This window comes from Halosimplex carlsbadense 2-9-1, assembly GCF_000337455.1.
GTDB lineage: Archaea > Halobacteriota > Halobacteria > Halobacteriales > Haloarculaceae > Halosimplex > Halosimplex carlsbadense.
This window is the reverse complement of record NZ_AOIU01000045.1, coordinates 1-26337: the sequence shown is the minus strand read 5'-3', so window position 1 is coordinate 26337 and position 26337 is coordinate 1. Positions and strand designations below refer to the sequence as shown.

Annotated in this window: 19 protein-coding genes and 1 pseudogene; 11 read left to right on the top strand and 9 right to left on the bottom strand. The window is 68.0% G+C overall.

The features are described 5' to 3' along the window. Positions 1–18: 18 nt before the first annotated feature. Positions 19–429 carry an ArsR/SmtB family transcription factor gene (locus C475_RS19570; RefSeq protein WP_006885634.1) on the top strand — a complete coding sequence of 137 codons (411 nt, stop codon included), beginning with the start codon at positions 19–21 and terminating at the stop codon, positions 427–429. Between the two features lie 584 nt (positions 430–1013). Here the strand turns inward: C475_RS19570 and C475_RS19565 are convergent. Beyond that, positions 1014–1421, bottom strand: coding sequence for an ArsR/SmtB family transcription factor (locus C475_RS19565; protein WP_006885633.1), 408 nt, complete (start codon positions 1419–1421; stop codon positions 1014–1016). A 514-nt stretch (positions 1422–1935) separates the two neighbouring features. Between C475_RS19565 and C475_RS19560 the strand changes: the two genes are divergently transcribed. Continuing rightward, positions 1936–3108, top strand: a complete 1173-nt coding sequence (locus C475_RS19560) for an FAD-dependent oxidoreductase (protein ID WP_152436548.1) — start codon at positions 1936–1938, stop codon at positions 3106–3108. 80 nt (positions 3109–3188) lie between these two features. Here C475_RS19560 and C475_RS19555 read toward each other — a convergent pair whose 3' ends face one another. From C475_RS19555 to C475_RS22620, 4 genes and pseudogenes are all read right to left on the bottom strand, one after another. Continuing rightward, positions 3189–8855 carry a PAS domain S-box protein gene (locus C475_RS19555; RefSeq protein WP_006885631.1) on the bottom strand — a complete coding sequence of 1889 codons (5667 nt, stop codon included), beginning with the start codon at positions 8853–8855 and terminating at the stop codon, positions 3189–3191. Positions 8856–8893: 38 nt separating this feature from the next. After that, positions 8894–10036: an outer membrane protein assembly factor BamB family protein gene (locus C475_RS24070; protein ID WP_049931040.1), complete on the bottom strand. Its 1143-nt coding sequence runs from the start codon at positions 10034–10036 to the stop codon at positions 8894–8896. A gap of 137 nt (positions 10037–10173) precedes the next feature. Next, positions 10174–11877 (bottom strand): hypothetical protein, encoded by a 1704-nt coding sequence (locus C475_RS24065; protein WP_006885629.1) that lies wholly within the window; start codon positions 11875–11877, stop codon positions 10174–10176. Between the two features lie 95 nt (positions 11878–11972). Continuing rightward, positions 11973–12524: pseudogene (locus C475_RS22620) on the bottom strand (IS6 family transposase). A 216-nt stretch (positions 12525–12740) separates the two neighbouring features. On the opposite strand from C475_RS22620, the gene C475_RS19540 reads away from it, so the two are divergent. Further along, positions 12741–13559 (top strand): inositol monophosphatase family protein, encoded by an 819-nt coding sequence (locus C475_RS19540; protein ID WP_006885628.1) that lies wholly within the window; start codon positions 12741–12743, stop codon positions 13557–13559. 34 nt (positions 13560–13593) lie between these two features. Here the strand turns inward: C475_RS19540 and C475_RS25035 are convergent, their stop codons facing one another. Further along, positions 13594–14280: a PhoU domain-containing protein gene (locus tag C475_RS25035; RefSeq protein ID WP_268869923.1), complete on the bottom strand. Its 687-nt coding sequence runs from the start codon at positions 14278–14280 to the stop codon at positions 13594–13596. Between C475_RS25035 and C475_RS25030 the strand changes: the two genes are divergently transcribed. The 6 genes from C475_RS25030 (at position 14236) to C475_RS19510 (ending at position 21908) form a co-directional block, all read left to right on the top strand. Continuing rightward, positions 14236–14466, top strand: a complete 231-nt coding sequence (locus tag C475_RS25030; RefSeq protein WP_235728490.1) for a hypothetical protein — start codon at positions 14236–14238, stop codon at positions 14464–14466. The two genes, C475_RS25035 and C475_RS25030, sit on opposite strands and share 45 nt — an antisense overlap. 551 nt (positions 14467–15017) lie before the next feature. After that, complete coding sequence (locus tag C475_RS19530; protein ID WP_082223377.1) at positions 15018–16898, top strand: ABC transporter substrate-binding protein; 1881 nt, start codon at positions 15018–15020, stop codon at positions 16896–16898. 58 nt (positions 16899–16956) lie between these two features. Continuing rightward, positions 16957–17976 (top strand): ABC transporter permease, encoded by a 1020-nt coding sequence (locus C475_RS19525; protein ID WP_006885625.1) that lies wholly within the window; start codon positions 16957–16959, stop codon positions 17974–17976. Position 17977: 1 nt separating this feature from the next. After that, positions 17978–19435, top strand: a complete 1458-nt coding sequence (locus C475_RS19520; protein ID WP_006885624.1) for an ABC transporter permease — start codon at positions 17978–17980, stop codon at positions 19433–19435. A gap of 32 nt (positions 19436–19467) precedes the next feature. Then, on the top strand, positions 19468–20583 hold the full coding sequence (locus C475_RS19515; protein WP_193366327.1) for an ABC transporter ATP-binding protein: 1116 nt from the start codon (positions 19468–19470) through the stop codon (positions 20581–20583). Further along, positions 20580–21908 carry an ABC transporter ATP-binding protein gene (locus C475_RS19510; RefSeq protein WP_006885622.1) on the top strand — a complete coding sequence of 443 codons (1329 nt, stop codon included), beginning with the start codon at positions 20580–20582 and terminating at the stop codon, positions 21906–21908. Before C475_RS19515 ends, C475_RS19510 begins: the two co-directional genes overlap by 4 nt. Positions 21909–22026: 118 nt before the next feature. Here C475_RS19510 and C475_RS19505 read toward each other — a convergent pair whose 3' ends face one another. The 3 genes from C475_RS19505 to C475_RS19495 form a co-directional block, all read right to left on the bottom strand. Next, positions 22027–22998, bottom strand: coding sequence for a metallophosphoesterase family protein (locus tag C475_RS19505; protein ID WP_082223376.1), 972 nt, complete (start codon positions 22996–22998; stop codon positions 22027–22029). Between the two features lie 385 nt (positions 22999–23383). After that, the gene (locus C475_RS19500; RefSeq protein WP_006885620.1) at positions 23384–24190 is read right to left on the bottom strand and encodes a DUF547 domain-containing protein; all 807 of its coding nucleotides are present in this window, start codon (positions 24188–24190) and stop codon (positions 23384–23386) included. Between the two features lie 68 nt (positions 24191–24258). Beyond that, positions 24259–25239, bottom strand: a complete 981-nt coding sequence (locus C475_RS19495) for a prenyltransferase (protein ID WP_049931059.1) — start codon at positions 25237–25239, stop codon at positions 24259–24261. 80 nt (positions 25240–25319) lie between these two features. Here C475_RS19495 and C475_RS19490 point away from each other — a divergent pair, with 80 nt between their 5' ends. After that, positions 25320–26012 carry a hypothetical protein gene (locus C475_RS19490; protein ID WP_006885618.1) on the top strand — a complete coding sequence of 231 codons (693 nt, stop codon included), beginning with the start codon at positions 25320–25322 and terminating at the stop codon, positions 26010–26012. 92 nt (positions 26013–26104) lie between these two features. Next, the coding region (locus C475_RS19485; protein ID WP_006885617.1) for a redoxin domain-containing protein at positions 26105–26337 on the top strand (233 nt) is incomplete at its 3' end.

Genomic DNA, 26337 nt, shown 5'->3' with positions numbered 1-26337 from the left:
TGGGGTGTTGTATCGGGTATGAGCCACCTACTGCCGCGAACGCCGCGGGTCGAACGGCCGGACGCCGAGCCCGAAGTCGTCGGGCTCGACGGCGTCGAATCCGGTGCCGTCTTTTCGGTCCTCTCGTCGGAGCGCGCCCGGTCGATCCTCTCGGAGCTGTACCGCGAACCGGCGACCCAGTCGGAACTGGCCGACCGGGTCGACACCTCGCTCCAGAACGCCGACTACCACCTCGACAACCTCGTCGAGGCCGGCCTCGTCACCGTCGTCGACCAGTGGTACTCCGAGAAGGGCACGGAGATGGACGTGTACGCTCCCGCGAGCGGCCCGCTAGTGGTGGTCGCCGGCGGAGGCGGGCTGCTCGACGACGCGCGCCGGGCCGTCGCGGACGCCGACGCCGTCGAGGCGGCTAGCGACCGGGCGGAGTGACGGTCGACGGGGGCGCGCGAGGATCGTAACGACGGAACCGGCGTTCCGAACTCGGACACTCGGGTCACCGACCCTTCGCGTCTCCCCTCCGGTCGGCGGGCACCGGAGCCCGTCGGCTCGGAGTCGAGTCGGTGGCGGCAGAAGACCGTACTGCGTCGTGGGGCCGAAGCGAGCGGGGACCTGTCTCGAAGCGGCCGCGGGGGGCCGGGCGACGGCGGACGTAGCCCGACAGGGTGGGTGGTGGAGTGGGAACCGGTGGTGGTGTGGGGCGGCCCGGGTGGAGGGGGATGGGCCGCCCCCGGTGGTGGGTGCGTCCGGCGGAAGGGAACCGGACGGTTCGGCGGGTGGGACCGGGTACGTTCGGCGTCACTGGGGCGCGACAGCGGCCGGATACTGCGCCCGCCTCCGACCGGGGCGGGTGATCGATCGTACCACCCGGGACATAATCAAACGGCGTCCAGTGTTTCAGCCCCTGAAACACGCGGGTCGGGACGGAGCCATCCCGGGAGCGGGGCGTCGACGAGGAACGGTGTGCGTCCGCCGGCGAGGGCGGTCCGGACCGGAACGACCCCTCATACCGGGGATCAATGCGAGCGGGCCGACGGCGGCTCGCGGTCCTCGGTGGCGGGTTCGAGGCCCGCATCGGACCCTGTGGCCGTCACCGAGAGGCCGGCGTCGGTGAACCCGATGGTCAGCGACTCGAACGCGGCCTCGAACACCGTTCGGTGGTGCCCGTCGGTGTCGCATGCGAGGTCGGTGTCGACGAGGCCGGCCTCCTGCAGTCGGTTCAGTCGCCGGTACACCGTCGGTCGGGACGCCCCACAGGTGTCCGCGATCGCCCGGGCGGGTTTCGGCTCCGTCCGGATCGCTTCGAGGATCGATCGCGTGTACGCCGCGTCCAGCAGTTCTAGGAGTTCGTCGGTCGAGAGGGCCCCCGACGCGTCGTCAGGCGTCTGGGCGGACCCCGACCGCACGGATTCGGTGAGTGACATCGGTCCGTCTCGTCCGTACTGTCCCACCGGACCCCCCTCGGTGTACTGGCAACTGGCGTTGTCCCGACCCGTTCGCGGAGGCTACACACGTTGTGTTGAGAGTCAGTCGCACGGCGACCGCGTCGACCGCGCGGCTACGGCGACAGCGACGGCTTCCCGGGTTCCCCGCGCTGTTTCCCGGTCTGAAACACGGTTCGACCCCTTAGGTACGCCGGCCGCGAACGGCCACCGAATGCAGGACCGTCGACCGTCGCAGCCGAGTGGCCGTTTCGCGTCGGAGAGACGGCGTTCGACCGACCGTCCGCTCGAACGCTGGCGGACCGACCCCGGTCGCGCCGCCGGGGCGCCTCCCGACGTCCCGATCGACGGGGGGCCGTCGGCCGGTTCGGATCGGCCGACCGATGGTGACCCGCAGTCCGAGGGGGATTCGGGGGCCGACGACGGCCCCGCCGAGCCGACCGTTCGGATCGGGCGAGCGGGCGGCGCCGGCCGGTCCAGTGACCGGGCGCTCCGGGTGCCGACCGACGACGCCATCGGCGGCCACCCCGACAGACAGGTCCTGGTCGTCGGGACCACCGTGGTCGGCGCCGCGCTCGCGCTGTTGCTCCGGCGGGCGGGCTACGACCCGCTGGTCGTAGCGGGCGGCGACACGCCCAGCGGGTCGCGGGTGACACCCCTGTCACCGTGGGCACTGGCGGCGCTCGACGCCGTCGATGTCGGCGCGACGGTGCGAAGCCGCGCTGTCGCCGTCCGTGGCGTCTCCGTTCAGGGGACCGACTCGACTGCCCCGACCGACGCCGCGGCCGTCGGGGACCTGCCGGCGGGCGAGGCGTCGCCGGCCCTCGTCCGGACTCGCGGGCTCCGTCGCGCGCTCGAAGCGCGCCTCGACGGCCGACGGTGTCGACGCGACACGCCCGTCGCCGAGCTCTCCGCCCGCGAAGACGGTGTCGCCGTCGAGTTCACCGACGGCGTCCGCGAGTGGTTCGACGTGGTCGTCGACGCCGGTGGACTGAGTCCCCCGCTTCACCCGGGCGGCCGACGTCGAGCCGAGCCGGCGACGCTGGTCCAGTACGAGACCGGAACCGACGACGGCCGGGGCGGGGACCGGATACGCGAGCGGTGGCACGACGCGGCGCTCGTGCAGCGGCTCCCCGACCCCGGCGACGCCCGCGAGTGGGTCCGGGTAACGGCGCCGGCCCCGGACCGCGACTCGGCGGCGGACGACCCGCTCCCCGAAACGGTGGTGCCTGACGACGTCGCGGTCCCGACGGGACTCGACGGCGCCGAGTCGACGACCGTCCGACAGGTTCGAGTGTTCGACCGGTCGCCCTCGCCCGGGTCGTGGGGACGCGGGCGCGTGGCTGCCTGCGGGCCCGCCGCCTGTCCGGTCGCGCCGGCGACGGGGTTCCGGACCGCGCTCGGGTTCGAGGACGCCCTCGCGTTCGTCAGGGCGCTCACGCGCTCGGACCGGTCGGCGTCGGCGGTCGTCGACGCCTACGCGTCGGGTCGCGCTCGCCGGCTCGCGACGCTCTCCCGGAGGGCCGGGGCCGCTCGGTCCGACCACGACTACCCGGTCCCCGACGCTGCCGCGTCGCCGCTGGCGGCGGTCGGCCTCCTGCGGACGGTCGCGCTCGGCCCCGCGCTCTGCGAGCGGCTGGCCGCGCTCGGACGCGACGGCGTCCGTTGAGGCCGAGCGACTGTCCGCCGTCGCCCCTCTGGGCACCCCCGTTCTTTCGGCCGCCCGCCCGGCCACGCGGCGACCGCCGGTCAGCTATCGGCGCCGAACAGCAGCCCGAAGACCTCCCGCTCGGCGATCCGGAGGTGTTTGTTGAACGTCGGCTGCGTGATGTCGAGGCGGTCGGCGACCTCGCTGCCGTCGTTCTCGCGGGGCCACTGGAAGTACCCCGCCGAGAGGGCGGTCCGCAGCACTTCGAACTGCCGGTCGGTGAGGTCCTCGCGGGCCCGATCGGCCAGCTCCGCCGGGGTCCGGTCACGCTGACGGTGCTGGCGCCTGGCGGTCAGTTCGAGCGACGGCGCGATCTCGGCCAGCCGCTCGACGAACGACCGCACGTCGGCCTGGCGGGGCACCTCGACGACGACCGTCGCCTCGTCGGGGTCGGCCGTCGCCGCCCGCAGGACGCCGCCGTACTCCGCCAGCGGCGCGCCGAACCACTCCTCGGCCCGCGTCTCGACCAGCGTCGACGAGGCCTCCTCGGCCACCACGTCGACGGACCCGGGTAACGTCCGGCGTGCGATGGCCGGGGCGTCGTCGGGCACGTCGCCCTCGAACCCGTAGTAGACGCTGACCGAGCCGTCCCCGCGGGAGACGGTCCGTTCGAGGGACACCGGACAGTCGGCCGCTCCGGCCGCCCGGGCAAACGGGAGCGCGTCGCCCGGGCCGGCGAACTCCAGTTCGACCGTCTCGTCGGACTCCAGGGCCCGCCGGCGCTCGATGGCCGCGAGCGCGTTCGCGATCGAGGTGCCGAGCTGCGCGAGCACCTCGCGCTCGCGCTCGCCGAAGGCGTTCGGCGAGTCCGTGCCGACGGTCAACACGCCGTGGGTGATGCCGTCGTAGGTCAGCGGGACGGCACACAACGACTGGAACCCCTCCGAGAGCCCGTGGCGCCGCCAGTCGTCGGTCGGCCCGTCGCCGACGAGCGAGTCGGCGACCCGAACCTCGTCGCGCCGCCAGGCCGTGACCGCCGGGTGGGGGTCGGCCGTGTCGGCGGTCGTCGTCAGATCGAGTCTCTCGACGTATCCCTCCGGAGCGCCGACGACCGCCCGGGCGGCCAGCCGGTCCGCGCCCACCTCGACGCCGCCGACCCACGCCAGGTCGTAGGGGCCGGAACTGGCGAGGCGCTCGCAGACCGCCCGCTCGACCTCGCCGGGGTCGGTCGCGTTCGTGATGGCCGCCTCGACGCGCTGGGTGAGCCGCGCGATCCGGTCGAGGCGCTCGGCCCGTTCGGTCTGGGTGCGGAGCTGTTCCTCGCGGGCTTCGAGCCGCTTGCGCCCTTCGAGGTGGTTGAGCGCGGCCTCCAGCGTCGCGGCCAGCACGTGCGCCCCCTGTATCGCCTCCGACCCGAGTTCCTCGTCGGGCGCGCCGACCAGCAGGACCCCGTGGTTGCCGAGCGCGAGCGCCCGCCAGGTCGATAGCGCCGCCAGCACGGCGGGGTCGTCTCCGCCGCCGTCGGCCCCGTCGCCGCCGACGAAGCCGGTTTCCTCGCGGCCGCCGTCCGGGGCGACGACCGTTCCGGTGGCGAACCCCTCCCAGAGGCGACCGCCACCCGGGCCGACCGGGTCGACCCCCTCGGCGTCGGGGAGCGGGCCGGTCAGGACCTCCGGGCGGAGTACGCCGTCGTCGGCGTCGTAGAGGAACGCGCCGACCGCGGAGAGATCGAGCGTCTCGGCGGCCGCCTCGACGGCCGACCGGGTCGCCTCCTCGGGGGTGTCGGCGGTCGCGAGGTCGTCGGTCGCGTCCTCGAACGACGCCATGCGGCGCTCGCGAGCCTTCCGGTCGGTTACGTCGCGGCTCACGATCACGATCCGGTCGTCGCCGGTGTCCCAGTCGGCCGGGTAGAAGTCCGACTGCACCCACCGCCGGTCCCCGTCGGGCCGCTCGATGCGGTACTCGTGGGAGTAGCTGTCGGCCGCCGTTCCGTCCTCGACGTCGTCGACGATCCCCGCCACGAACGAGCGATACTCCCCCTCGTCGTCGGGGTGGAGCGTCCCGAAGAAACCGTCCTCGTGCGTCTCGCGGAGCGTCTCCAGCGACTGGCCCCAGATACGCTCGTAGCCCGCACTCACGTAGTCGGGCGCCTGCGAGGCGGCGGTTATCTCCCGGGCGCGGGTCATGAAGATGGCCTCGTCGATGCGGTCGAGGATCGCGCCGAGGCGCCGCTCGGTGCGGCGGCGCTCGGTGATGTCGCGCATGATCGCCAGGTACCGGCGCTGGCCGTTGATCGTCGCCGGCGTGTTGTTCACCTCGATCCGCCGGCGCTCCCCGTCCGCGCGTTCTATCAGCCACTCGTGGCTCTCCGGTTCGTCGGCGTCCATCACGTCCCGGATGATCCCCCGGGCGCGCTCGCTGGAGTACCCCTCCTCGGGGACGTTGATCGCGTCCATCCCACCTGCGAGCAGTGCCTCGCGGTCGTACCCGGTCAGCTCGCACATCCGTTCGTTGCAGTCGAGTATCTCACCGGTCTCGGGGTCGTGGACCGTGATCGCGTCGGTGACGCCGTCGAAGATCTGCTCGTACTCCCGCTGGCGGCGCTTGCGCTCGGTCACGTCCCGCTGTATCGAGAGGACCCGCAACTCGCCGCCGATCTCCGCGGGCGCCAGCGTGGCTTCGAGCCAGACCCGCTCGCCCGAGCGGGTCAGACCGCACCACTCGACGGTCTCGGGCTCGCCCGTCTCGGCGACCTCGCGGATGAGGTCCCACCCCCGCTCGCCGGTGTAGCCCTCGTCGGTGGCGCTGAGCCCCTCGATCCCCAGCTCCCGGATCGCTTCGAGGTCGTAGCCCAGCATCTCCCGGTAGGTTTCGTTCACGTCGGTTACCTCGCCGGCCGCGGGGTCGAACACCGTGATCGCGTCGGTGACGCCGTCGAAGATCTGCTCGTACTCCCGCTGGCGGCGCTTGCGCTCGGTCACGTCCTGGACGCGGCCGACGATCCGGTCGACGGTCCCGTCGTCGCCCTCGACCGGGAACCGGGTGACCGACACCCAGCGGGTCTCCCCGTCGCGCTCGATGCGGTACTGCCCCTCGTAGGCGTCCTCGGGGTCGCCAGCCTCGACGTCCGCGATCACCCGCTCGACGTCGGCCTCGTAGCGCCCCCGGTCGTCGGGGTGGGCCGCCTCGACGAACGCGGTCGGGTCCTCGTCGAGTTCCGCGACCGGACGGCCGTAGATATCCTCGTACGCGTCGTTGATGTACCGTATCTCGGAGAAGTCGGCCGTCGCCAGGTAGACGATATCGTCGATGTGATCGGCGATGAGCCGGAACCGACGCTCGCTCTCGCGGAGTCTGCGGGCGCGCTCGACGCGGTCCAGCGCGGTGGTGACGTGCCGGGCGAGGATCCCCGCGGCGTCGAGCGTGACGTCGTCGAACCCGTCGCCGTCCCGGTCGACCGCGCCCAGCAGGCCGTGCTCGCCCAGCGGGACCAACAGCGCGTCGCCGGGCGGCGTTCCGCCGTCGAGGTCCGCCGGGTCGTAGACGCCGCCCTCGCCGGTCTCGTAGGCCTCGTACTCCAGGTCGTCGGGGTCGAGCGCCCGCGGGCGCTGGTCCGGGGGGAGCCGATCGGCCGCGTCGCCGGCCGCGACCGGCACGAGCGCGTCCGAGTCACCGCCTCCGGCCTCCGCGTCGACGCCGTCGCGGAGCCAGCAGGTCGGCAGCCACAGGTCCAGCACCTCGGTCGCGGCCTCGACGGCCGCTTCGCAGACCGCCCGCGGGGTCTCCGTGTCCTGCAGGTCGTCGGTCGACTCGTGAAGCGCGCGGACCATCCGCTCGCGGCGCTTGCGCTCGGTGACGTCGCGCACGCTGCCGAGCACGCGCTCCTCGCCGCGGACGTCGACGACGCTGAGGTGGACCTCGACGGGGAACGTCTCGCCGTCCTCGCGTCGGTTGCGCCACTCGAACAGCTGGGGCCCCTCTTCGCGGGCCGCCCTGATCCGTTCGCGAGCGTCCTCGTAGCCGTGGTCCCCCGCCGCCACCACGTCGATCGTCTCCCCGACCAGTTCCTCGCGCTCGTAGCCGTTCATCGCGCAAAAGCGGTCGTTGGCGTCGGTGATTTCGCCCGTGTCGGGGTCGTGGAGTAACAGCCCGTCCGAGACGCTCTCGAACACGTTGCGGTAGGTCCGCTCGAGTTCCCGCCGTTCGGTGACGTCGGTGTACCAGACGTAGGCGTCGCTCGCCGCGTCGAGGTCGGCGACCCCGTCGGCGTCGGTCGCCGGGTCCGCATCGAAGTGGATGACTCTGACGAGAAACTCCCGGGTCCCGTCGGCCGTCTGGCGGGTGATCTCGCGTTCGACGGGCTCGCCGCGCGCGACCTTCGCCCGGAGGCGCTCGAACTCCGCGCGCTCGCTCGCCGGGACGACCGCCTCGCCGACGCCCGAGCCGACGACCTCGGCGGCCGAATAGCCGAACACCGTCTCGAAGGCGGGGTTTATCTCCCGGATGATCGGGGTTTCGTCCTCGAAGCGGACCCTGAGCATCGGGTCCGGGTTGTTCTCGAACAGGGCCGACCGCCGGTCGCGCTCCCGTTCGAGCCGCCGCTGGGACTCGCGGCGCTCGGTCACGTCCCGCGCCAGCGCGAGGACCCGGTCCTCCCCGGCGATGGTCGCCGGCGCGAGGTTCGCTTCCAGCAGGCGCCGCTCGCCCGCGGCCGTCTCGACCACCCACTCGACGGTCTCGGCCTCGCCCGTCGCGGCGACCCGCTGTTGGGTCTCGTAGACGGCGTCGCTCCCCTCGGCGTCGTCGTCAGTGAAGCCCTCGACGTCCATCTCGACGAGCGCCTCCCGGCTGTATCCGGTCAGGTCGGCCATCGTCTCGTTGACTTCGACGAGTCGCTCGGCCCACGGGTCGTGGACCGTGATCACGTCGTTGACGTTGTCGAACACCTGTTCGTAGGCGCGCTCCCGGCGACGGCGCTCGGTGACGTCGACCGACGCGCCGAGGACGACCGTCCGCCCGCCCAGCGCGACCGGTCGCAGCCGGGACTCGACCCACCGAACCGACCCGTCGGCCGTCTCGACCGGCCACTCCAGTTCGATCGGGTCTGCCCCCTCGGGCCCCCCCTCCGTCCGGTCGGCCACGCTGGTGACCGCGTTGGCCAACCGCTCGCGGTCGTACCCCGGGACCTCGGCCGTGAGTTCGGCCAGCGCCATCGACCGCACCGTCTCGCGGTCGGCTCCCACCAGCTCACAGAACGCCCGGTTGGCGTCGATCAGGGCGCCGGTCTCGGGGTCGTGGACCGCGGCCACGCCGGCGACGGTCTCGTACAGCGCGCGGACCGCGTCGCTCGCGTGCTCGCGGTCGACCGCCGAACGGACCCGCTCGCCGAGTAGCGCCGGGTTGGTCTCGGCGAGCCGCCGGGGCAGCGTCTCGGTCGCCCCCGCCGACAGCGCCGCCGCTTCCCGGGTGTCGTCCCACTCCTCTGTCAGTACGACGACCGGACTGTCGGGCCGCTCGGCCCGCCAGCGTTCGAGGACCGCCTCCGCGTCGACGCCGGCCGCGCCGCCGTCGACGACCAGACAGTCCGCTTCACGTTCGGTGACCCGCCCGTCCGCGGCCGCTCCCGGGTCGACGGTCTCGACCGAGAGCGACCGCTCGCCGCCCACCGTCGCACCCGAGAGCGCCGCCGCGACCGCATCGGTAGCGACGACCGCACACCGCAGGGAGTCGGTCCCCACCGGAAACATGGCTATCATGTTCGTCTGCATACCCGTAAATCGTTCGCGGGAGGGCGAAACCGATCGGGTCAGGCCGACGAGACCCGGAACAGCTGTGCCCATCCATCGTCGACGAGAACCGTATCCTGCAGTGTGTAGAGCGAACGGAATCCGTTGGCTGCGTCCACGGCGTTTGAGACGGTGCTATCGTGGCGTATCGACCCGTCGTCCGCGCGCACCGCCTGGAGCGTGCCGCTTTCCCCGAGGATCCACACGAGTCCGGCGCCGTACCCAAGCTCCAACACCGGCTCGGAGGCGGTGACTCGCCACGCCGCTCGCCCGTCGTCCGTTCGCAGTCCGGCGACAGTCCCGTCCTCCGTCGCGACGAACAGATGCCGCGTTCCGACCTGCATCGCGCCCGTTGGCATCGCCGAACGGTCCGTTTCCCAGCGAACCGATCCGGTGACCATATTGTACGCCTGGACGGTCTCCCCGGTGAGATACAGGAGTTCACCGTGACGGACACCGCCGCTGAAATCCCGACTGCCCGGGGCTACGACGTGCCGGCTCCTGCCCGCTTCGGCGTCGATCTTGTAGAGGTGATTGTAGAGCACGTACGGTTCGTTCCGGAAGGCGAAGATTCCGCCGAACGTCGCTTTTCCGGCGAAGTCCGTCATCGTCCACAGCCCGTCACCGGTCTCGGCATCGATGGCGTAGAGCCGCTCGGGGCGGTCGTCCTCGGTGGACTCGTCGCCGCCGTCGGACTCGTAGCCACCGTCGGTTCCCGCGAATATCAGCTCAGGGGAGACCTGTCCGACGGCGTCCAGTCGGCTCTCCCCGTGCTGCGTCTGCGTCCGGAACTCCCAGCGCTTCGCGCCGGTTTCCCGGTCCAATGCGACGAGGCGTGCGTGGGTGGCCTCGTCGCCGTAGGTTTCGACGGCACAGAGGACGAGGGAGTCCCCGACCGTCACCGTCGCCACGTGGTCGTTGTCGTCGACGTCGAGGTCCGTCGCCCAGACCAGCCCTCCGTCCGGCGTGAGCCGGCGAACGGCGTCCGGACCGCCCAGGTAGTACGTCGTGTCGCCCGCGGCGACCGTGTTGATCCGGCCGAACTCGCCGACCAGCGACCGGGTGACCTCGCCGGTGAACGGGGTCACAGTACGGGTGTCGCCCCGGGGCGGCGTGACGGTCTCGGGGTTCGAGTCCGCCTCCGGCGTCGATCGGGAACCCACACCGGTACACCCGCTGCTCGCGAGCACACCGGCCGTGGCGAGACTCGCAAGCACCGCTCGGCGTGTGTGAGCGACCGGGCGAGCGGGTTCCGCGTCTCGGCTGTCGTCACCGTCGCTACCGGTCGAGGGGTCCGGCGTCATCGTTCGAACTCCAAGGAGAGGTCCCTGATGGTCTGGTGATCCTCGTGATACGTGAGCGCGTTCTGGATATTCTCGTCCGGGGAGCTGATCGTTCCCTCGCCGTCCGGTTCGAATCGGTCGTTGGTGGGGACGTGCGAGTTCAGGACTGGCTCCGAGACGTAGCCCGAGATCTCGATCCTGGGCGTGTCGTACTTCCAGCCGATCGAGGCTGCCGTGCTGAGCGGCTCGATAACCTGGAGATCCCCGAACCGGGTGTCGTACGCGCCGCGTTCGGTGGCGTACGACGCCGCGGGGTCGACCTCCGCGAGCGATGCCGGCGTCGTCAGATCGTACACGCCGGCGATGGCGTGTGCCGGCTCCTCCATCGTCACGCTGGCGAACGGTTTGTCGAGGAGATGGGACGCGACGCTGACGTACAGTGTCGTAGCAGTCTGACAGTCGCCGGCGCCGGTCCCGTCCGAGGACAGGCCGGCCTCGACCCAGTCGTTGATCGTCTCCTCGGGCGTCCGGATGTACGACCCGACCTCGAAGGTGTACGGCATACACCCCGTGAACGCTTTCAGCGCGGTCAGCGCGTAGTACGGTCGCAGTTGCTGGTACACGCGGTCGAAGCTCGGATTGTCCAGCGCGGTCTCGATACGCCGGGCCATCCGCTTCGCGAACGGGCGCCCCGTCCCGATCTTGAACGCGTGCGTCGGCCGCCGTATGCTCCCCGGCGCTCTGTTGTGTCGCCATTGCTCGTACGGCGTTCGCACGTCGGCGATGTCGGTGCGACCCGATGTACCCAGTGCTCCGAGACTGCCCTGGTTCCGCAACGAGGTCGGGGGGTTCTCCATCCTGTCACGTTTGTCCGGGTGGACCTCCAGTTCCGCGAGCGCGTGGGAGTTCCACCGCGCCGCCTCCAGCAGTTCCCACTCGCTGAGGTGGACGTTCAGGACCAGCCACTCGTAGCGGATGTCGTGGGGGCCCTGCCACGCGTGGTCGTAGGAGGCGAACTGGACCAGCGCGGTGACGGTGAGGTCCCGATAGGGGTAGACGTCCGGGTCGTACTCGGATTCCGGGACCGGCGACACGTCGAAGGGGCTCTCCGCTCGCTCGTCGTACCAGAACTCCGAGAGGATCTCGATGGCGTCGCCCGAATCGGGATACGGACTCTCGACGACGCGAAGCATCTCCGTGTCCCGGGCCGCGTTGTAGAACGGGATCGCGATGCGCGACCCGATCCCGGTCTCGGGGAGGCGAACGTCCCCGGTGATCTCGAGGGTGTAGTGGACTTCCTGTGCGTACCCCGACTCCAGCGAGAGCGGGAGTTCGACGCGCATCGGGCGGTCCGGGTCGCGGTCCCCCAGCGTGACGACCGTCTCACCGGTCTTGGTCCGCGACTCCAGTTCGAGGTTCGGGCTCGTGTAGACGCGGAACGTGCACTCCGACCCAGAGAGCGACGTCTCTCCCCCGAGGAACGTGGGCCGAGCGTCGAATTCGAACGCCGTCGCAGTCCGGGAGAGCGACGAGACACGGAACGAGTAGGTTTCGCTGTCGGAGATGCGACGGGCGCGCTGTCGTTCGGTTGCCCCTGCCTCGCTGTCACCCGTGTCGGCACAGCCAGCGAGCGAAGCCGCGGCGCCACCCAGACACATCGAGAGGACCTCTCGCCGACCGAGTTCGACGCTTCGAACGTGATCCGGCCCGTCAGCAGTCACACTGTGCCGATCGGAGAAGGCCGTAATAAATCGACGGGTTGGAACGGCGGTCGTGTTTAGTTAGTGGCATTGTGCCAGCATGTGACGGTTTGATGCTATAATTCGGCTGTTTCGGGTTCAGCGTGACTGACGCAATTCGAGAGCGACGAGGTTTGGCGCTTCAGCCCTCGAGAGATCCGTTCGACAGCGTTGTGATTTCCGTGGCGACACATCCGAAATCGGAGTCCAGCTCGTTGCAGTGCGGTTTGAAGGTGTTGAGCGCCTTCGACGAGAAAGACGGTGTTTTCGACATCGTGTTTTTGCCATAGTTCGCGGCGGAAGACCCCGGTGAGAGCGGTCGTAGTCGTTGAAAAAAGCTGGACGTGAAGCAGGTCGTTCGTTTCGGGGTCTACAGCGGCGTACAGCCATAATCACTGATCGTTGATCCGAATCACTGTTTCGTCGAGAGCGACTCGATCCGGTGCTCGGCCAGATTCAGGCTGTAGATCGACTTTCTGGACCCAATCGTGGACCGCTTTGAGACTCCGTTCGACACCCAGATCTTCGAGTAGACCGGTGGTATTCGACAGCGAGAGCCCCGAAACGTGCGATTGAATACCTTGCGCCATCGCGGGCCCGGGTGTCCGCTCCACAAAATCCGAATCGATTCAGTCTCTATGACCACTGAAGCGGGCAATTTGTGCCATAGACCAGCAAGAAATTCGCCTGCCTCACTTTTCACGCGTAACTAAACACGACCCTCTCCGGATCCACCAGAGTATAATACGGCCGAATCAGTACGCTAGAGCACTCATGAGTGGAATTTCGGTACGGAGGAGAACATCTGGGATGAAAACGCATACGGCCGTGAAAGGAATGGATCGATGATAAACACTGACGGACGTATCGACCGTATCGAGTCCATCGCCAACGAGGGTGCCGAGATAGCGTTCGAAGGATTTCGATCCGACATCGACCCGGAAACGAAAGGTGGGGCCGACCGCGTCGTCAATGCCGGTGACGTCGTGACCGAGTTAGACAGAGACGCTCAGAGAGCGATGCGAACCGCGATACGGGACCGCTACCCGGAAGACGCGTTCGTCGGCGAAGAGGGAGATGTCAGGAAATCCGTCCCGGAAGATGGGTTCGCGTGGGTCGTGGATCCGATCGACGGAACCTACAACTTCGTCCGCGGGCTCCCGACGTGGTCGACTGCCGTCGCACTCGTCTCGGACGGAGAACCGATCGCTGCGGCAACAGTTGCCCCCGCGATGGAGAACACGTACGTGGCCGAGACCGGTTCTGTCACTCGAAACGGACGCCCGATAACCGTAAGCGACCGAACTGACCCCGAGACGTTTGCAGTCGCGTACACTGTCGTCCCCGGTCTGGGTGAGAGAGAGGCGTACAGTGACGGCGTCGCGGCGATGCTCAGACGCTTCGGTGAAGTCCGACGGATCGGAAGCCTCCAGATCGTTCTCGGTCTGGTGGCGTCAGGCGCTCTCGACGGAGTCGTGACGCCGGCAGTGGTCTCCCCGTGGGACTCCGTCGGCGGTGTCCACCTCGTCAGAGAAGCCGGCGGCGTCGTGACGGACGTGTACGGCGAACCGTGGACGGAGGGGAGCACCGGCCTCGTCGCTTCGAACGGGGCCGCTCACGATCGGCTCCGAACGATCGGGCGGCGGATGGCCGAACCGAGCTGAGGGGACGGACGTTCCCGGCAGGCCGGGACGCGTGTCAGTTCGAACCGTTGGTGTCAGTCTCGACCTGCGTCCCCGAATAGAGCATGTCGTTCACGGACGACTCGATGGTCATATTGACGATGTTGAGGCCCAGTTGCGCTGTCCGGCGTGCGCTTTCGACCACCGTTGCGTACCAGTAAGCGTCCGGGTCGGAGCAGTCCGCGAGTTCGTCTTCCACCACGTCGAGACTGCGCATGAGGTCGTCGTACGCGTTCGAAGCACCGGACGAATCGTTCTTCAACGCCCGCTCCACGACAGTACACGCCTCCGAGACGAGTTGCTTGAACTCGGCACCGAGCTCTTCGTCGGGCGCAGCCGATTGCGTCTCCGTGACGCCGGCGATGCGTTCGGCCTTGTCGGCGATCTGCTCGAGTTCCCTCGCGATTTTGTAGTAGTAGAGAGCGGCCTTGCCGTCGACGTCGAACTCCGTAAGCTCGTTCATGTCGTTCAAGCCACAGTGGAGGCCTCGGGCGACGAACGCGAACAGCCGGTCGACGTGGTCGTCACGTTCGGAGACCCGTTGTGCGAGCATCTCGTCGTTCATCCGGACGGACTCCGCTGCGTCGCTTTGCATCCCCAATGCGAGTTGTCGGATCTGAACGATGGACTGTTCGAGCGAGACTGCACTGGCGTCGAGATGGTCGCGGATCACGATCTCGTCGGTCGCTTCGCTGACTTCCATGCCGATCAACGATCCCGCAGTTCGAACCACGTTCCGACGGATTTCGTCACCGACTGCACCGTCGTTACGGACTCTGATCTCGTTGTACCCCTCGATATACGCACTTTTGATGTGCCGCTGGACGATGTCTTCGGGCTTGTCGACCGTCTCGATCCGGGCGGCCCGTACTCCTTCCTCGAGCGTTGACGGGGCCACGATGAGGCGGTCTCGCTCCCGATACAGATAGAGCGAATCCCCTTTCGCGAGGTTCTGTGAAACCCCCCATTCTCTCGGCAAGGAGAGCGTGAACGTGGAACCGCCCGCGATCTGGACTTTGCGTTCGATCGGACCCGAATCGTCCCCCCTCATGAGTAGTTCGAGGGTCGCGACTTTCGGCACCGACACAACCGGGGGAACGGTCCGACCGACCCGCTACCGGGGCCCTCCGGCTGGCGGGAAGTTCGGTCGGTCGCGAGGTGCGGAAACTCGACCGGAGAGAACGACCGGGCTTCGCGCCCACGGGCAGACCTCTCTGACATTCTGGCATTCATCTCTCGGGTGCTACCGCGTTGACTCTCAGTCAAATTAGTACGTGCTATGAACCCCCAATACCCATCTTTTCAGAAATATGTACTATTGAGTGTGGCGAAAGATCTGAGTGGTACGGATTGCTAAATATCCTCTGAACGCTCTCAGGGCCGTTGAGACCCCTCATAGCAACGCTATTTTACTCACCTATCTCAGCACAGAGTGTACTCATGTCACGTGACGCTGACGAAAGTGATCGGAAATCGACACGGCGGAAATTCCTCGGCTTCGCTGGGGCTGCGGGAGCGACCGTGGTCGCGGGCTGCAGCGGGGACAGCGAGCCCGCAGACGCGGGCGGTGGTGGCGATGAGTCGACCGATGGCGGCGACGGGGCGACCGGGTCGGATGGGGACACGGCCGAGACCAGCGACACCGGCGCGGACGACCAGAGCGAGACGAGCGAGGGGACGACGAGCGGCGGGACGCTCCGTCTCGCCGACGAGCCGGTCGGAGTAATGGACCCGCCGGCAGGGAAAGGCGGTGGCGGCGACGCGACACAGATATTCGAGACACTGCTCGGTTTCGTCGACGGTGATCTCCCCCCCGAGGGACGCCTCGCGACCGGGTACGAGATGTCCTCCGACGGGACGACGTTCACGTTCACGCTCAAAGAGGATGTCACGTTCCACGACGGGTCCGAGTTTACTGCCCACGACGTCGTCTACTCCTGGCGTCGGCTGGCCGAGTCACCGGAGACGCGAAACTCCGACGACATCACCGGCGATACGTTCAACATCGAACACGAAACCGACGGCGAGGGGAACGTCGTCCCGGATAGCCTCGCTGTCCGGGCGGTCGACGACTACACGTTCGAGTTCGAACTTTCGCGACCGTTCCACAGCGCCATGGTCCAGATCGCCGGACAGGCTTTCTCCGTGATCCCCGAGGGAGTCGTGGGGGACATCGAGGGATACGACGGCGAGCTCGAGTACGAAGAGTGGGCCAACGAGGCGCTCTACGGAACCGGCCCGTTCCAGTTCGACAGTCTCAATCGGGGGTCGTCGTACACGTTGACCCGATTCGACGAGTATCACGGAGACGTCGCCAACGTCGATTCGATCGAGTACACGATCATCGAGGACGCATCGGCGAAGTACAATCGGGCGATGAACGGAAACCTCGATATCTTCGAGATCCCAATCTCGGAGTTCGACCCCTCGAAGGTCACGGTCGAATCGGACAACGGCGAGTATCAGGAGGGGACCTACGGCCCAACCCGGAGCGGCGACACGATCAATTACGGGCAGGTGACGCAGCTGAACACCCAGTATCTCGTCTTTCAGACGGCGCGCGTCGACCGGCCCGCCAGGCGTGCCATCGCCTACGCGATGAACCAACACACCATCGCGAACGATATCTTCAAAGGAGTCGGGACGCCGGCCTATCACGTCACGCCGCCGGCCGTCTACCCCGACGGGCCCGAGGCGTACGACGAACACGCACGGGCGAACTACCCGTGGGGATACGACGAGTCGCGTATCGACGCCGGCCGCGAACTCATGGAAAAGGCCGGCTACGGGCCGGACAACATGTACGAGATCGAGCTGCTTCACATGCAGACCAACGCCTACGAGCAGTTCGCCGAGCTGCTCCGCGACCAGGCGCGGTCGATGCACATCGACATGACCATCCAGAGTACGCCGTTCTCGACGATGATCAATCGTGCCGTCGAGGGCAACTTCGACATCTTCACCAACTCCGACGGGATGGAGTGGCCCGAGTCGGACAATTTCCTCCGGTATTTCCATTCGACGGCGTCGAAGGAGTCGTCGTTTGCTCGGTGGGGCCAGGAGGGACGACAGACCGAACCGACCCGAGCGTTCAACGAGGCCTGGCAGAAATATCTCGACAATCCCCGCCCCAACGAGAGTCACCAGGCCGCCCGTAACGAGGCCTACATCGAACTCGAAGAGGCCCACTGGCAGGGGATCGCACAGCTGCCGACGATCCACGGTCGGGGCCAGCAGTACTGGCGGAACGATGTCGAGGACCTCCGGATGTACGGTCCGATGGGCAACCAGCGGTACAACACGCTCTCTCTGAACCGGTGAGCGCACGTATGGTATCCGCACGCCACCGGCCGACGACACGCCGCGGGCCTCCCCGAGCATGACGAGTCGCCTGCGGTATTTTTTCCGGCGTCTCGGGCTGTCGATTCCGGTCCTGCTGTTCGGGACGACCGTCACGTTCGTCGCGATCCGCTTCGGCCCGGTCGACCCTGTCGCAGCGATCCTCGGGGATCCGACGAACGCGGCGGCGACCGAGGAGTACGAGCGGATCCGAGCGCAGCTCGGCCTCGACGAGCCGCTCTGGCAGCAATACGTCGAGTTTCTCGGCGGGCTGGTAACGCTTGATCTCGGTCAGTCGTGGGTCATCGCCCCCAATACCGGGACGGTGAGTCTCATCGCGACGTACGCTCCACGGACGATCTGGCTTGGCTTCTGGGCGGTCCTGATCGCGATCCTCGTCGGGGTTCCGCTCGGCTTTTTCGCGGGGACGCGTGCCAACACGGGATCCGACTACGTCGCCTCGATACTCGGCATCGTGTGGCGGGCGATGCCGAACTTCTGGCTCGCGGTCATCATCGTCTCGGTGTTGTCCCAGTCCGACGCCCTCCTGGGATTCAGCTGGCAGCAACTTGGCCCCGACGTGACCGTCACCGGAGCGCCAGACCTGACCGAGTTGGGTTCCCCGAACGGATTCCTCGCGGCGGTCAAGCAAGTGCTCCCCGCAGCGGTCGTCCTCGGCTCCGCGTCGATGGGCAACGAGATGCGGATCGGTCGAACGGCCGTCCTCGAGACGATCTCGGAGAAATATGTCGAAACGGCGCGAGCGAACGGCGTTCCGAACCACCGTGTGGTCTGGAAACATGTCTTCCGGAACGCGCTCATCCCACTCGTCCCGATCATCACCGGGGAAGCGTTCGTCCTTATCGGCGGGTCGGTGCTCGTCGAGACGGTGTTCGGAATTCACGGGATGGGGTGGCTATTCTATCGCGCGTCTATCCAGGGAGACCTCCCGCTCGTAGGGTCGCTCATGGTCGTCTTCATCGTCCTGATCGTCTCGGTCAACATCCTGCAGGACCTGCTCTACGTCTTCATCGACCCCAGAATCGGATACTCCGACTAGTATGCACTCGAACCATTCCAATCACGACGATAGCACCGACACGACTGGGGCCGCCGAGATGACGCTCCAGCGGATCCGGGAACAACCGCGTCCGGCCCTTGTGTGGGTCGGAGTCGCCACCGTTCTCTTCGCACTCGAGTTCGGCGCAGTCGCCTCGCTGGTGGCCGAACTCTGGCAGGCGCTCGGGGTCGGACGCCGACCGTCCTGGCTCGTGGAACGAGCGAACGCGATCCCGACACTCACGAGCCGTGACCTGATCACCAACGCCGGCTACTTCGACGGTGATCGGTGGGTCGGAACGTTCGCCGGCCTCGAACCGCGAACCGCCTGGTTGCTCAGGGTTGGGCTCGTGTACGCCTACGCGGTCGCGGTGGTCGGCTGGTGCTGGGTCGGATACAGGCGATACCGCCGTCACTATCGGCCGGCCGAGTGGACGCCGCTTGACGACGTCGTCGACCGCCTCCGCCGTCACCGGTGGGGGCAGTTCGGGATGGTCGTCGTCTTTCTGTTCCTCGTCCTCGCGGTCTTCGCGCCCACGCTCGGAACGACCACCGTCGACCAGAACATCAACAACCCGTTCGGCCACCAGATCGAGTACTACGACGCTGAGACCGGGAGCATCGAATCGATCACGGTCGGCACCGCGAACCGTCAGACCCAGTCTCGGGGGATCCCGGACCGGAACGTCGGGCCGTTCACCTACGACCAGTACGGCCGATATCATCCGTTCGGGACGCTTCCGAGCGGCAAGGACCTGTTCACGTTCCTGGCTGCCGGTGCTCGCGTTTCACTGGTTATCAGTTTGCTCGCCGTCGGGTTGGCGAGCGTGATCGCGGTCTCGTTTGCGCTGCTCTCTGCCTACTACAAGGGGCTGATCGACCTCGTCTTCGTCATCGGCAGTGACTCGGTCATGTCGCTGCCGCAACTGCTGTTGCTGATGTTGCTCTCGGTGCTGTTCTCCGACACCTGGATCGGCCAGTTGTACAGCGGCGGGATCCTCCTCGCGCTGATCTACGGGGCGACGTCGTGGCCGTTCCTCTGGCGGGCGCTCCGCGGCCCCGCCCTCCAGGTCGGCGACGAGGAGTGGATAGACGCCGCTCGGAGCTACGGTCAGCGACCGATCACGACGATGCGCCGTCACATGTTCCCCTACGTCACCGGCTACCTGCTCGTCTACGGGTCGATGTCGCTCGGTGGTGCGATCATCGCGATCGCCGGGCTCTCGTTTCTCGGACTCGGTATCAGTCCGCCCACGCCCGAGTGGGGCCGAGCGGTCGACGCCGGACAGCAGTACGTCGCCTCCCACTCCTGGCACATCTCCCTGATCCCCGGGCTCCTGATCACGCTCGTGGTAACCGGGTTCAACGCGCTCGGTGACGGGATCCGGGACGCCATCGATCCACAAACCGAATCGGGAAGCACCGACTCACAGGGTGCTGCGGTCGGAGGTGGAGCGTGACCGACGGGTCGTCGGATCGACCGGTACTCTCCGTGGAGGGACTCAGTACCGCGTATTTCACCGACAAAGAGACGGTCCACGCGATATCCGATATCGACCTCTCGGTGCGTCGCGGCGAGACGCTCGGGATCGTCGGCGAGAGCGGCTCCGGCAAGAGCGTGACCGCGCGGTCGCTGACCGGGATGGTGAAGTCGCCGGGCCGTCTCCTGGACGGCCAGATCAAGTACAGACACCCCGAAACAGTCACTGCGCTCGCGGAGCGCTATCCCGACCGTGTCGAGACCCCGTCCGCACACACGGAGTCCGACGCGTTCGTCTTCGATGGCCCGACGGACCGATATGTCGACCTCGCGGCGGCGCCCGAAACGGCGCTCCGCTCGGTCCGAGGCGACGATATCGCGATGGTCTTCCAGGACCCGCTGGCCAGTCTGAACCCGGTGTACACGGTCGGGAACCAGATCAAGGAGTTGCTCAAGATCCACCGCGATTTCGGTGACAGCGCCGCGACCGAACGCGCCGTCGATCTCCTCGATAGCGTCGGTATCCCCGATCCCGCACGGCGGCTCAGGGAGTACCCCCACCAGTTCTCGGGAGGGATGCAACAGCGGGCACTCATCGCGATGGCGCTGGCCTGTGACCCGGAGGTGCTGGTCTGCGACGAACCGACGACGGCCCTCGACGTGACGATCCAGGCCCAGATCCTGGAGTTGCTCGACGACCTCCAGGCCGAGCGCGACCTCGCACTCCTGTTCATCACTCACGACATGGGGGTCATCGCCGAGATCGCCGACCGAGTGAGCGTGATGTACGCCGGGGAGGTCGTCGAACACGCGCCCGTCGAGGCGCTGTTCGAGACGCCTGCCCACCCCTACTCTCGGGGGTTGCTGGCGAGCATCCCCAGCCAGAATCCGGATACGGAACACTTGCCGACCATCGATGGCGATGTCCCGACACCGACAAGCGAACCGACACAGTGCCGATTCGCACCCCGCTGCCCGGACGCCTTCGACGCGTGTCGCGACGTTCACCCACGCCACGTCGATGTCGGCGAAGATCGGACCGCATCCTGTCTCCTGTATCCGGAGGACCAGCCCCGTGAACGGGCCCTCCGGACCCACTCCAAAACCACCACCGAGGAGAATCGATGACTATCCAACGTCACCACAAGAGCGAATCGACCGCCGAGTCGACGGCGGAGGCGCTCGTAGCGGTATCGGGGCTGAAAAAGCACTACGCCGACGACGGGTTCTTCCGCGGGTCACCGGTCAAAGCAGTCGACGGCGTCGACCTGACGATCCGACGCGGCGAGACACTCGGTCTCGTCGGTGAGTCGGGGTGTGGGAAGACAACACTCGGACGCACGCTCGTCGGCCTCGAAACCCCGACTGCGGGGACGGTTCGGTACGACGGACAGGCGATCGACGAACTCAGCGGCGAGTCACGAGAGCAGTGGCGATGGAACGCGCAGATGGTCTTCCAGGACCCCGAATCGAGTCTCAATGCCAGGCTGACCGTCGGGGAGGTCGTCGCGGAACCGCTCGAAGTCCGCGACTGGAAGACCGAACGCGACCGTCGGGAGCGGGTGTTCCACCTGCTCGACACGGTCGGACTGCGGCGGGAACACTTCTACCGGTATCCCCACCAGTTCTCCGGCGGGCAGCAACAGCGAATCGCCATCGCACGTGCGCTCGCACCCGAACCGGACTTCCTCGTCCTCGACGAACCGGTGTCGGCGCTCGACGCCTCGGTCCAGGCGAAAGTACTCAACCTGCTCGCCGACCTGCAGGCGGAGTTCGGTCTCACCTACGTCTTCATCGCACACGACCTCGGCGTCGTGCGTCATCTCTGTGACCGTGTCGCCGTGATGTACCTCGGCGCGATCATGGAGCGAGGCCCGACCGACGAACTGTTCGCCGCTCCAGCGAATCCGTACACGAAGGCGCTCGTCTCGGCGATCCCCGACCCCGACCCGACGGCCAGCCGAGACCGGATCACCCTTCGGAATAGTCCGCCGAGCCCTCGGGATCCTCCGTCGGGTTGCCCGTTCAGCACGCGGTGTCCGATGAAGATCCGTCCAGCTGAATACGACCACCTCGATGAAGCGGCGTGGCGTGCGATCGATATCCTGACCGAGGTCGTCCGCGAGCGCGGACGAACTGACCCCAGCCTCCGGGACAGGGTCCGGTCGCTCGTCGGTCGATCACCTCGGTTCGAATCCATCGACGAGTTCGCGGCGGATCTACTCAGTGAGATTTCACTTCCCGAGGGCGCCCGGACCCACGTGTCGGAAGCGGTCCGACTCGCCACCGACGGCCGGGAGGAAGCGGCGCTCAAACGGCTCTCTGACGAGTTCGGTGGCGTCTGTGACGACGAGTTCCCCGAGAGCCACTCCGTGACGGACGGGCATCGTCGCAGCCGCTGTCACCGCCATCGACCGGAGTATGCGAATCCGCCAGACTTGACTGACGAGTGAACCGGTCGTGGCCCGCCGGGAGCGTTTCCCGGTCGGGGATTCCCCGGAAATAGGGATTGCCACGGACCAGCCGATTCGACTCCTGATGGCTCCGACACACGGCCAGTTGGCCCTCGAACTAGCGCTCGTCGACGAGCGGAAGCGTCGCGAGTCGGATCGACGCGAAGGACGTGTACGCCATTGAGGTGACACCGTCGGACCGTCTGGCCTGGTGCGCTTCGGTCATGCCCTCGGTGTCTGCGACGGGAACGTACCTGACCGTAGTCCCGTCCGAATCGATTTCAAAGATGAGGTAGGCCTGTGGGAACGACCCCGTCGCCGGTGTCGTGACTTCCCACGTCGAGCCAGTTTTCGCCACTCCGAGATTGTGAAGGTGGCCGGAGATGACTAACGGCACCTCCGCATCGGTCAACACGTCCACGAGCGGTCCGGGGTCCCGCATCACTGGCGGGAGCCCCATCTCCGGGTGCGCCGTGTCCCTGAGGGTACGGAACTGGTCATACATCGCCGGCGTGTTGTGATGCATCAGCACGACCGGTGTCTCGACCGTTGCCAGCGTGTCCTCGAGCCACGCGACGTCGTCGGCCGATACGGCCCCGTCGTGTGTCTCCGTGAGTGACCCATCAGGCTGTGTCGCCGTGTTGAGACCGATGATGTCTAGCGGCCCGACCCGTTCGACGAATGGAATGGTCCCGTCGGGGGCGTACTCGCGTTCGAACCGGTCGACTGGTGGCGTCTCGTGCGAGTCGCCGTATTTGTACGTCTCGGTGGACGCCTTCGGGACGTCGTGATTTCCGGGGACGCTGAAAAACGGCGTCTCGACCCCGGCAAGGATGTCGTCGAGCTGCTCGTATTCCCACGGAGCGCCGTCTTTGGTCAGGTCTCCCGGAGAGACGATCGCGTCGACACCGCGCGCTTCCGCATCGTCGAGCGCCGTCCGGAGCCGGTCGGCCGCTCGGTGGTACACCATCGCTGTTCCCTCTGCACGGGGAGAGACGTGTGAATCAGAGACGACAGCGATACGACTCGGGTCGTCGGCCGCTGGTGCATCCAGACGAGCGACGACTGCTTCGGACTGAGCGGATACCATCGTCAGTACTGTGACGGTCGGCTGGGTTAGAACTATCGGAAAATATACAAAAATACGATAGTATATCCATGCATATTTCCGATTCGGATTTACGAGGGCTACGTAGACTAACGATCGCCTCTGAACGATCGGGTGTCGTCGGAACTATTAGAAAACCCGTAATTTCGTGGGTCGTCGGTACACATCTATCTCCATCGCTCCGGGGAAAGCGCGAACACACCGCCAGGTCGTGTGACCGTGCCGGGCGGCGAGCAGCCCCCAAACGAACGGGGTCTTCGGCGTCGAGTCCGAGCGTCACGGCGCCGAGCGCTCCGACCGATGGCTCGAGCGCGACAGCGTTCGAGCGGCCGCCCCGTCGCGACCGCGGCGACGGCGGCGGTCGCCGTCACTCTCGCCGTCTCCGGTCGGCGAACTTGCGGGGATCGAGGTCCCAGTCGTACCCCTGGAATCGGATCGATGGGGTCGCACCGTCCGGGATCTGTTCGAACTCCCGGAGAAACGCGTGGAGCCCGGAACGGCCGCCGAAGTCGCCAACGAACCACAGGCAGACTCGCGGCAGTCGCACGCGGTCGCGGTCCGGGTCGTACTCGACGGTGTCGGCCAGGCACAGCGCGGTCGCGTCGTCGAGCGCGTCGTCGACGGTCGCCGGATCGTAGGCCAGGATCGCCGGACAGCTCGCCGCGCCGCAGTTCAGCGCGAAGTGGATGCGGGGGTCGGGATCGAGACCGTACGACCTGGGGAGGCCGGTCCGGCCGAGCCGCGGGAGGTAGCCGAGCCCGTACTTCGAGCGGCCGCCCCGGAGGATGCCGTGTTCGATGTCGTCGAGGCTCAACTCGACACCCGCCACCGTGACCGCAGTGGCCCGGAAGAACCGCCACCGGGAGTCGAACAGGCCCGGCCGGCGGTCGAGCAGGCGCTGGGCCGCCGCGTTGTACACGTCGAGCCAGAAGGCCAGCGCCGTCCGGCGGTCGTCCCCGACCGCGGCGAGCGCCGATTCGTCGAGGTCGGCGAGCGCTCCCAGTAAGAGGTCGGTCGGCTCTCGCCGCCGCACTCGTTCGAGCAGGTCGCGAGCCAGCGCCGCCGGGTCCGACGGGACCGGCCCGTCACCGTTCGCGGGGTCGGCGGGCGGCTTCCGGTCCGCGTCGGGCCCGTCGCTGGCCGGTCGCTCGTCCTCGCCGGAGGCGTCTCCCATCGTTCGTCCTCACGGGACCCGGCGACAAAAACCGCCCGCGGTCGGGAGCGACTCGCGCGGAGCCGGGCTCACGAGATGACGCCGAGCCCGACCGCCCACCAGGCGACCGTCGCCGCGAGCGCGGTCACCACCATCGCGAGTACCGACGGGAGCGGGCCGGGATGTCGCGTGAGTACCGCCCACCCTCGCAGTAGCAACGGCACCGCGAGCAGGTGAGCGACGGCGACGGGGGTCGGGAAGACGCCGCCCCACCACAGCGCCGCGGTGGTCGCCACGGCGGTGACGGCGAGCGCGGCATAGGCCCGTCGGATCCGGCCGGGCGACCAGCGGACGGCGAGCGTCCGCTTGCCGACGGCCTCGTCGGCCCGCCGGTCGGGCCAGTGGGTCGCCAGGAGGTTACAGCCGACCACCGACGCGAACGGGAGGGCCGCGACCGCAGCGGTCGCAGTCGGCGTCGCCACGACCGCGACCCCGTAGACGGGGAGGAGGAGACCCCCGAGCGTCGCGTTGACGAGTTCGCCGACGCCGCGACGAACCAGCGCGAGCGGCGGCAACGAGTACGCTAGCCCGGCCAGTAGCGCCGCGCCGAGCAGGGCCGTCGCGACGGGCGAGACGAGACCGCTGGCGGCGACGGCGAGGGTCGCCAGCGCGGCGACGCCGCAGGCGCCGCGCGTCGCTCGGAGGAGCAGCGACGGCGCCAGTCCGGTGCGGACGAGCGCCCCGCTGCCCCCGGAGAAAGGCGTGCGGTCGGTCAGCGCGTCGGTGTCGGCGTCGGCGTACTCGTTCGCGTAGTGGACGGCCACCGTGACCGGGAACAGCGCGAGCGCGCCGGCGAGCACGCGCGAGGCGAACCCGGGCGCCAGGGCGTCCGCCGCGGTCGACGCCGTCGCCGACCCCGCGACCAGCGGCGCCCCGGCGGTCGACATCCCGACGCCCAGGAGGTAGACGAGACCGACGAGCGCGACCTGGCTCGGCCGGCTCGCCGCCCACAGCGCCCACAGCCGCGGGACTCGCTCGACGACGCGCGAGCGGTCGGACGGGGAGGACACGACGGCGGGTAGGGTCCAGGCCCCGGTGTGTCTGTCGGTCACCGAAGGGTGGATGTCGGTTGCGCCCGAACCGGCGATAGATGACACGGGCGGCCGCACTGGAGGGGTTCGAGACGTTCGTCGACCGGACGGCCGAGGCGACCCGCCGGGAGTTCAGCGTCGCGCGTGCGCTCCGGGGGACCGGACTTGGTCCCGGGGGCGTTCTCGTCGACCGGTTGCGCCGCAACACCGACGCGCTGGAGCGCCGCGTCCTCGAACCGGAGTTGGCGGCCTACCGCGAGCGCGCGGTCGAGCAGTTCCGCGTCGTCCTCGACTACGTCGAGAGCGACGACCCGATCGAGGCGTTCGAGGCCGACCTCCTCGAACACGACAGCGCGGTCGCGGCGCTGTCCCCGACCGTCGGTCCCGACGAGCGCCGCACCGTAGTCGAAGACATCCTCGCTCGGCTCCAGCGGCTCGGCGACGGCGTCGCTCCGATCGTCGAGCGACCCGAGACGGAGTTCTGGCCCGCGGTCCGCGCCGCGTTCGACCGTGAGCAGGCGCTCTCGCTCGTCGAGACGGTCGTCCCGTTCACCGGCCCGCTCCGGCGCCACCGCGAGGCGCTGGCGTTCGAAGTGCGGATCAACCCTGACGACGTGCTCGGCGGCCCGCTGACGGGGACGCTCCCGTCGGTGTCGCTCGACTACACCGACGAGGCCCTCCGAGCGATGCACCACGCCGAACGGCGAGTCGTCCACGAGGCCAGGGCCGACGTGACCGAGCGATTCGGCTGACGTCCCGTCCGACCGAGGACCGGTCGGCCCAACTCCCGTGGTCTCCCCGGCCATGGCAGCACCCAAGCGGCTGGGGCCCGAACGCTCGGACGATGGAGTCAGCCCCCCTGGAGTTCTCGCTGCCGAACGCGGCCGCGGGACCGGACCCGTTCTCGCTCGCGGCGCTGCCGTCGGACGTGCGGTTCGTCGTCCTGTTCTTCCAGCGCGACCACTACTGCACGAACTGTCGCAGCCAGGTGCAGGCGGTCGCCGACCGCGTCGAGGCGTTTCGAGCGCGCGACGCGGAGCCGGTGTCGGTCGTCCCGGAGCCTGTCTCTTATACACA

Bases quoted from the DNA above. Each gene is read 5' to 3' on its own strand.
- C475_RS19540 (WP_006885628.1), top strand. From the start codon at position 12,741: ATGATAAACACTGACGGACGTATCGACCGTATCGAGTCCATCGCCAAC.
- C475_RS19555 (WP_006885631.1), bottom strand. From the start codon at position 8,855: ATGCAGACGAACATGATAGCCATGTTTCCGGTGGGGACCGACTCCCTG.
- C475_RS19520 (WP_006885624.1), top strand. From the start codon at position 17,978: ATGCACTCGAACCATTCCAATCACGACGATAGCACCGACACGACTGGG.
- C475_RS25030 (WP_235728490.1), top strand. From the start codon at position 14,236: ATGGTCGCGGATCACGATCTCGTCGGTCGCTTCGCTGACTTCCATGCC.
- C475_RS19500 (WP_006885620.1), bottom strand. From the start codon at position 24,190: ATGGGAGACGCCTCCGGCGAGGACGAGCGACCGGCCAGCGACGGGCCC.
- C475_RS19510 (WP_006885622.1), top strand. From the start codon at position 20,580: ATGACTATCCAACGTCACCACAAGAGCGAATCGACCGCCGAGTCGACG.
- C475_RS19525 (WP_006885625.1), top strand. From the start codon at position 16,957: ATGACGAGTCGCCTGCGGTATTTTTTCCGGCGTCTCGGGCTGTCGATT.
- C475_RS19505 (WP_082223376.1), bottom strand. From the start codon at position 22,998: ATGGTATCCGCTCAGTCCGAAGCAGTCGTCGCTCGTCTGGATGCACCA.
- C475_RS19530 (WP_082223377.1), top strand. From the start codon at position 15,018: ATGTCACGTGACGCTGACGAAAGTGATCGGAAATCGACACGGCGGAAA.
- C475_RS25035 (WP_268869923.1), bottom strand. From the start codon at position 14,280: ATGGAAGTCAGCGAAGCGACCGACGAGATCGTGATCCGCGACCATCTC.
- C475_RS19570 (WP_006885634.1), top strand. From the start codon at position 19: ATGAGCCACCTACTGCCGCGAACGCCGCGGGTCGAACGGCCGGACGCC.
- C475_RS19565 (WP_006885633.1), bottom strand. From the start codon at position 1,421: ATGTCACTCACCGAATCCGTGCGGTCGGGGTCCGCCCAGACGCCTGAC.
- C475_RS19490 (WP_006885618.1), top strand. From the start codon at position 25,320: ATGACACGGGCGGCCGCACTGGAGGGGTTCGAGACGTTCGTCGACCGG.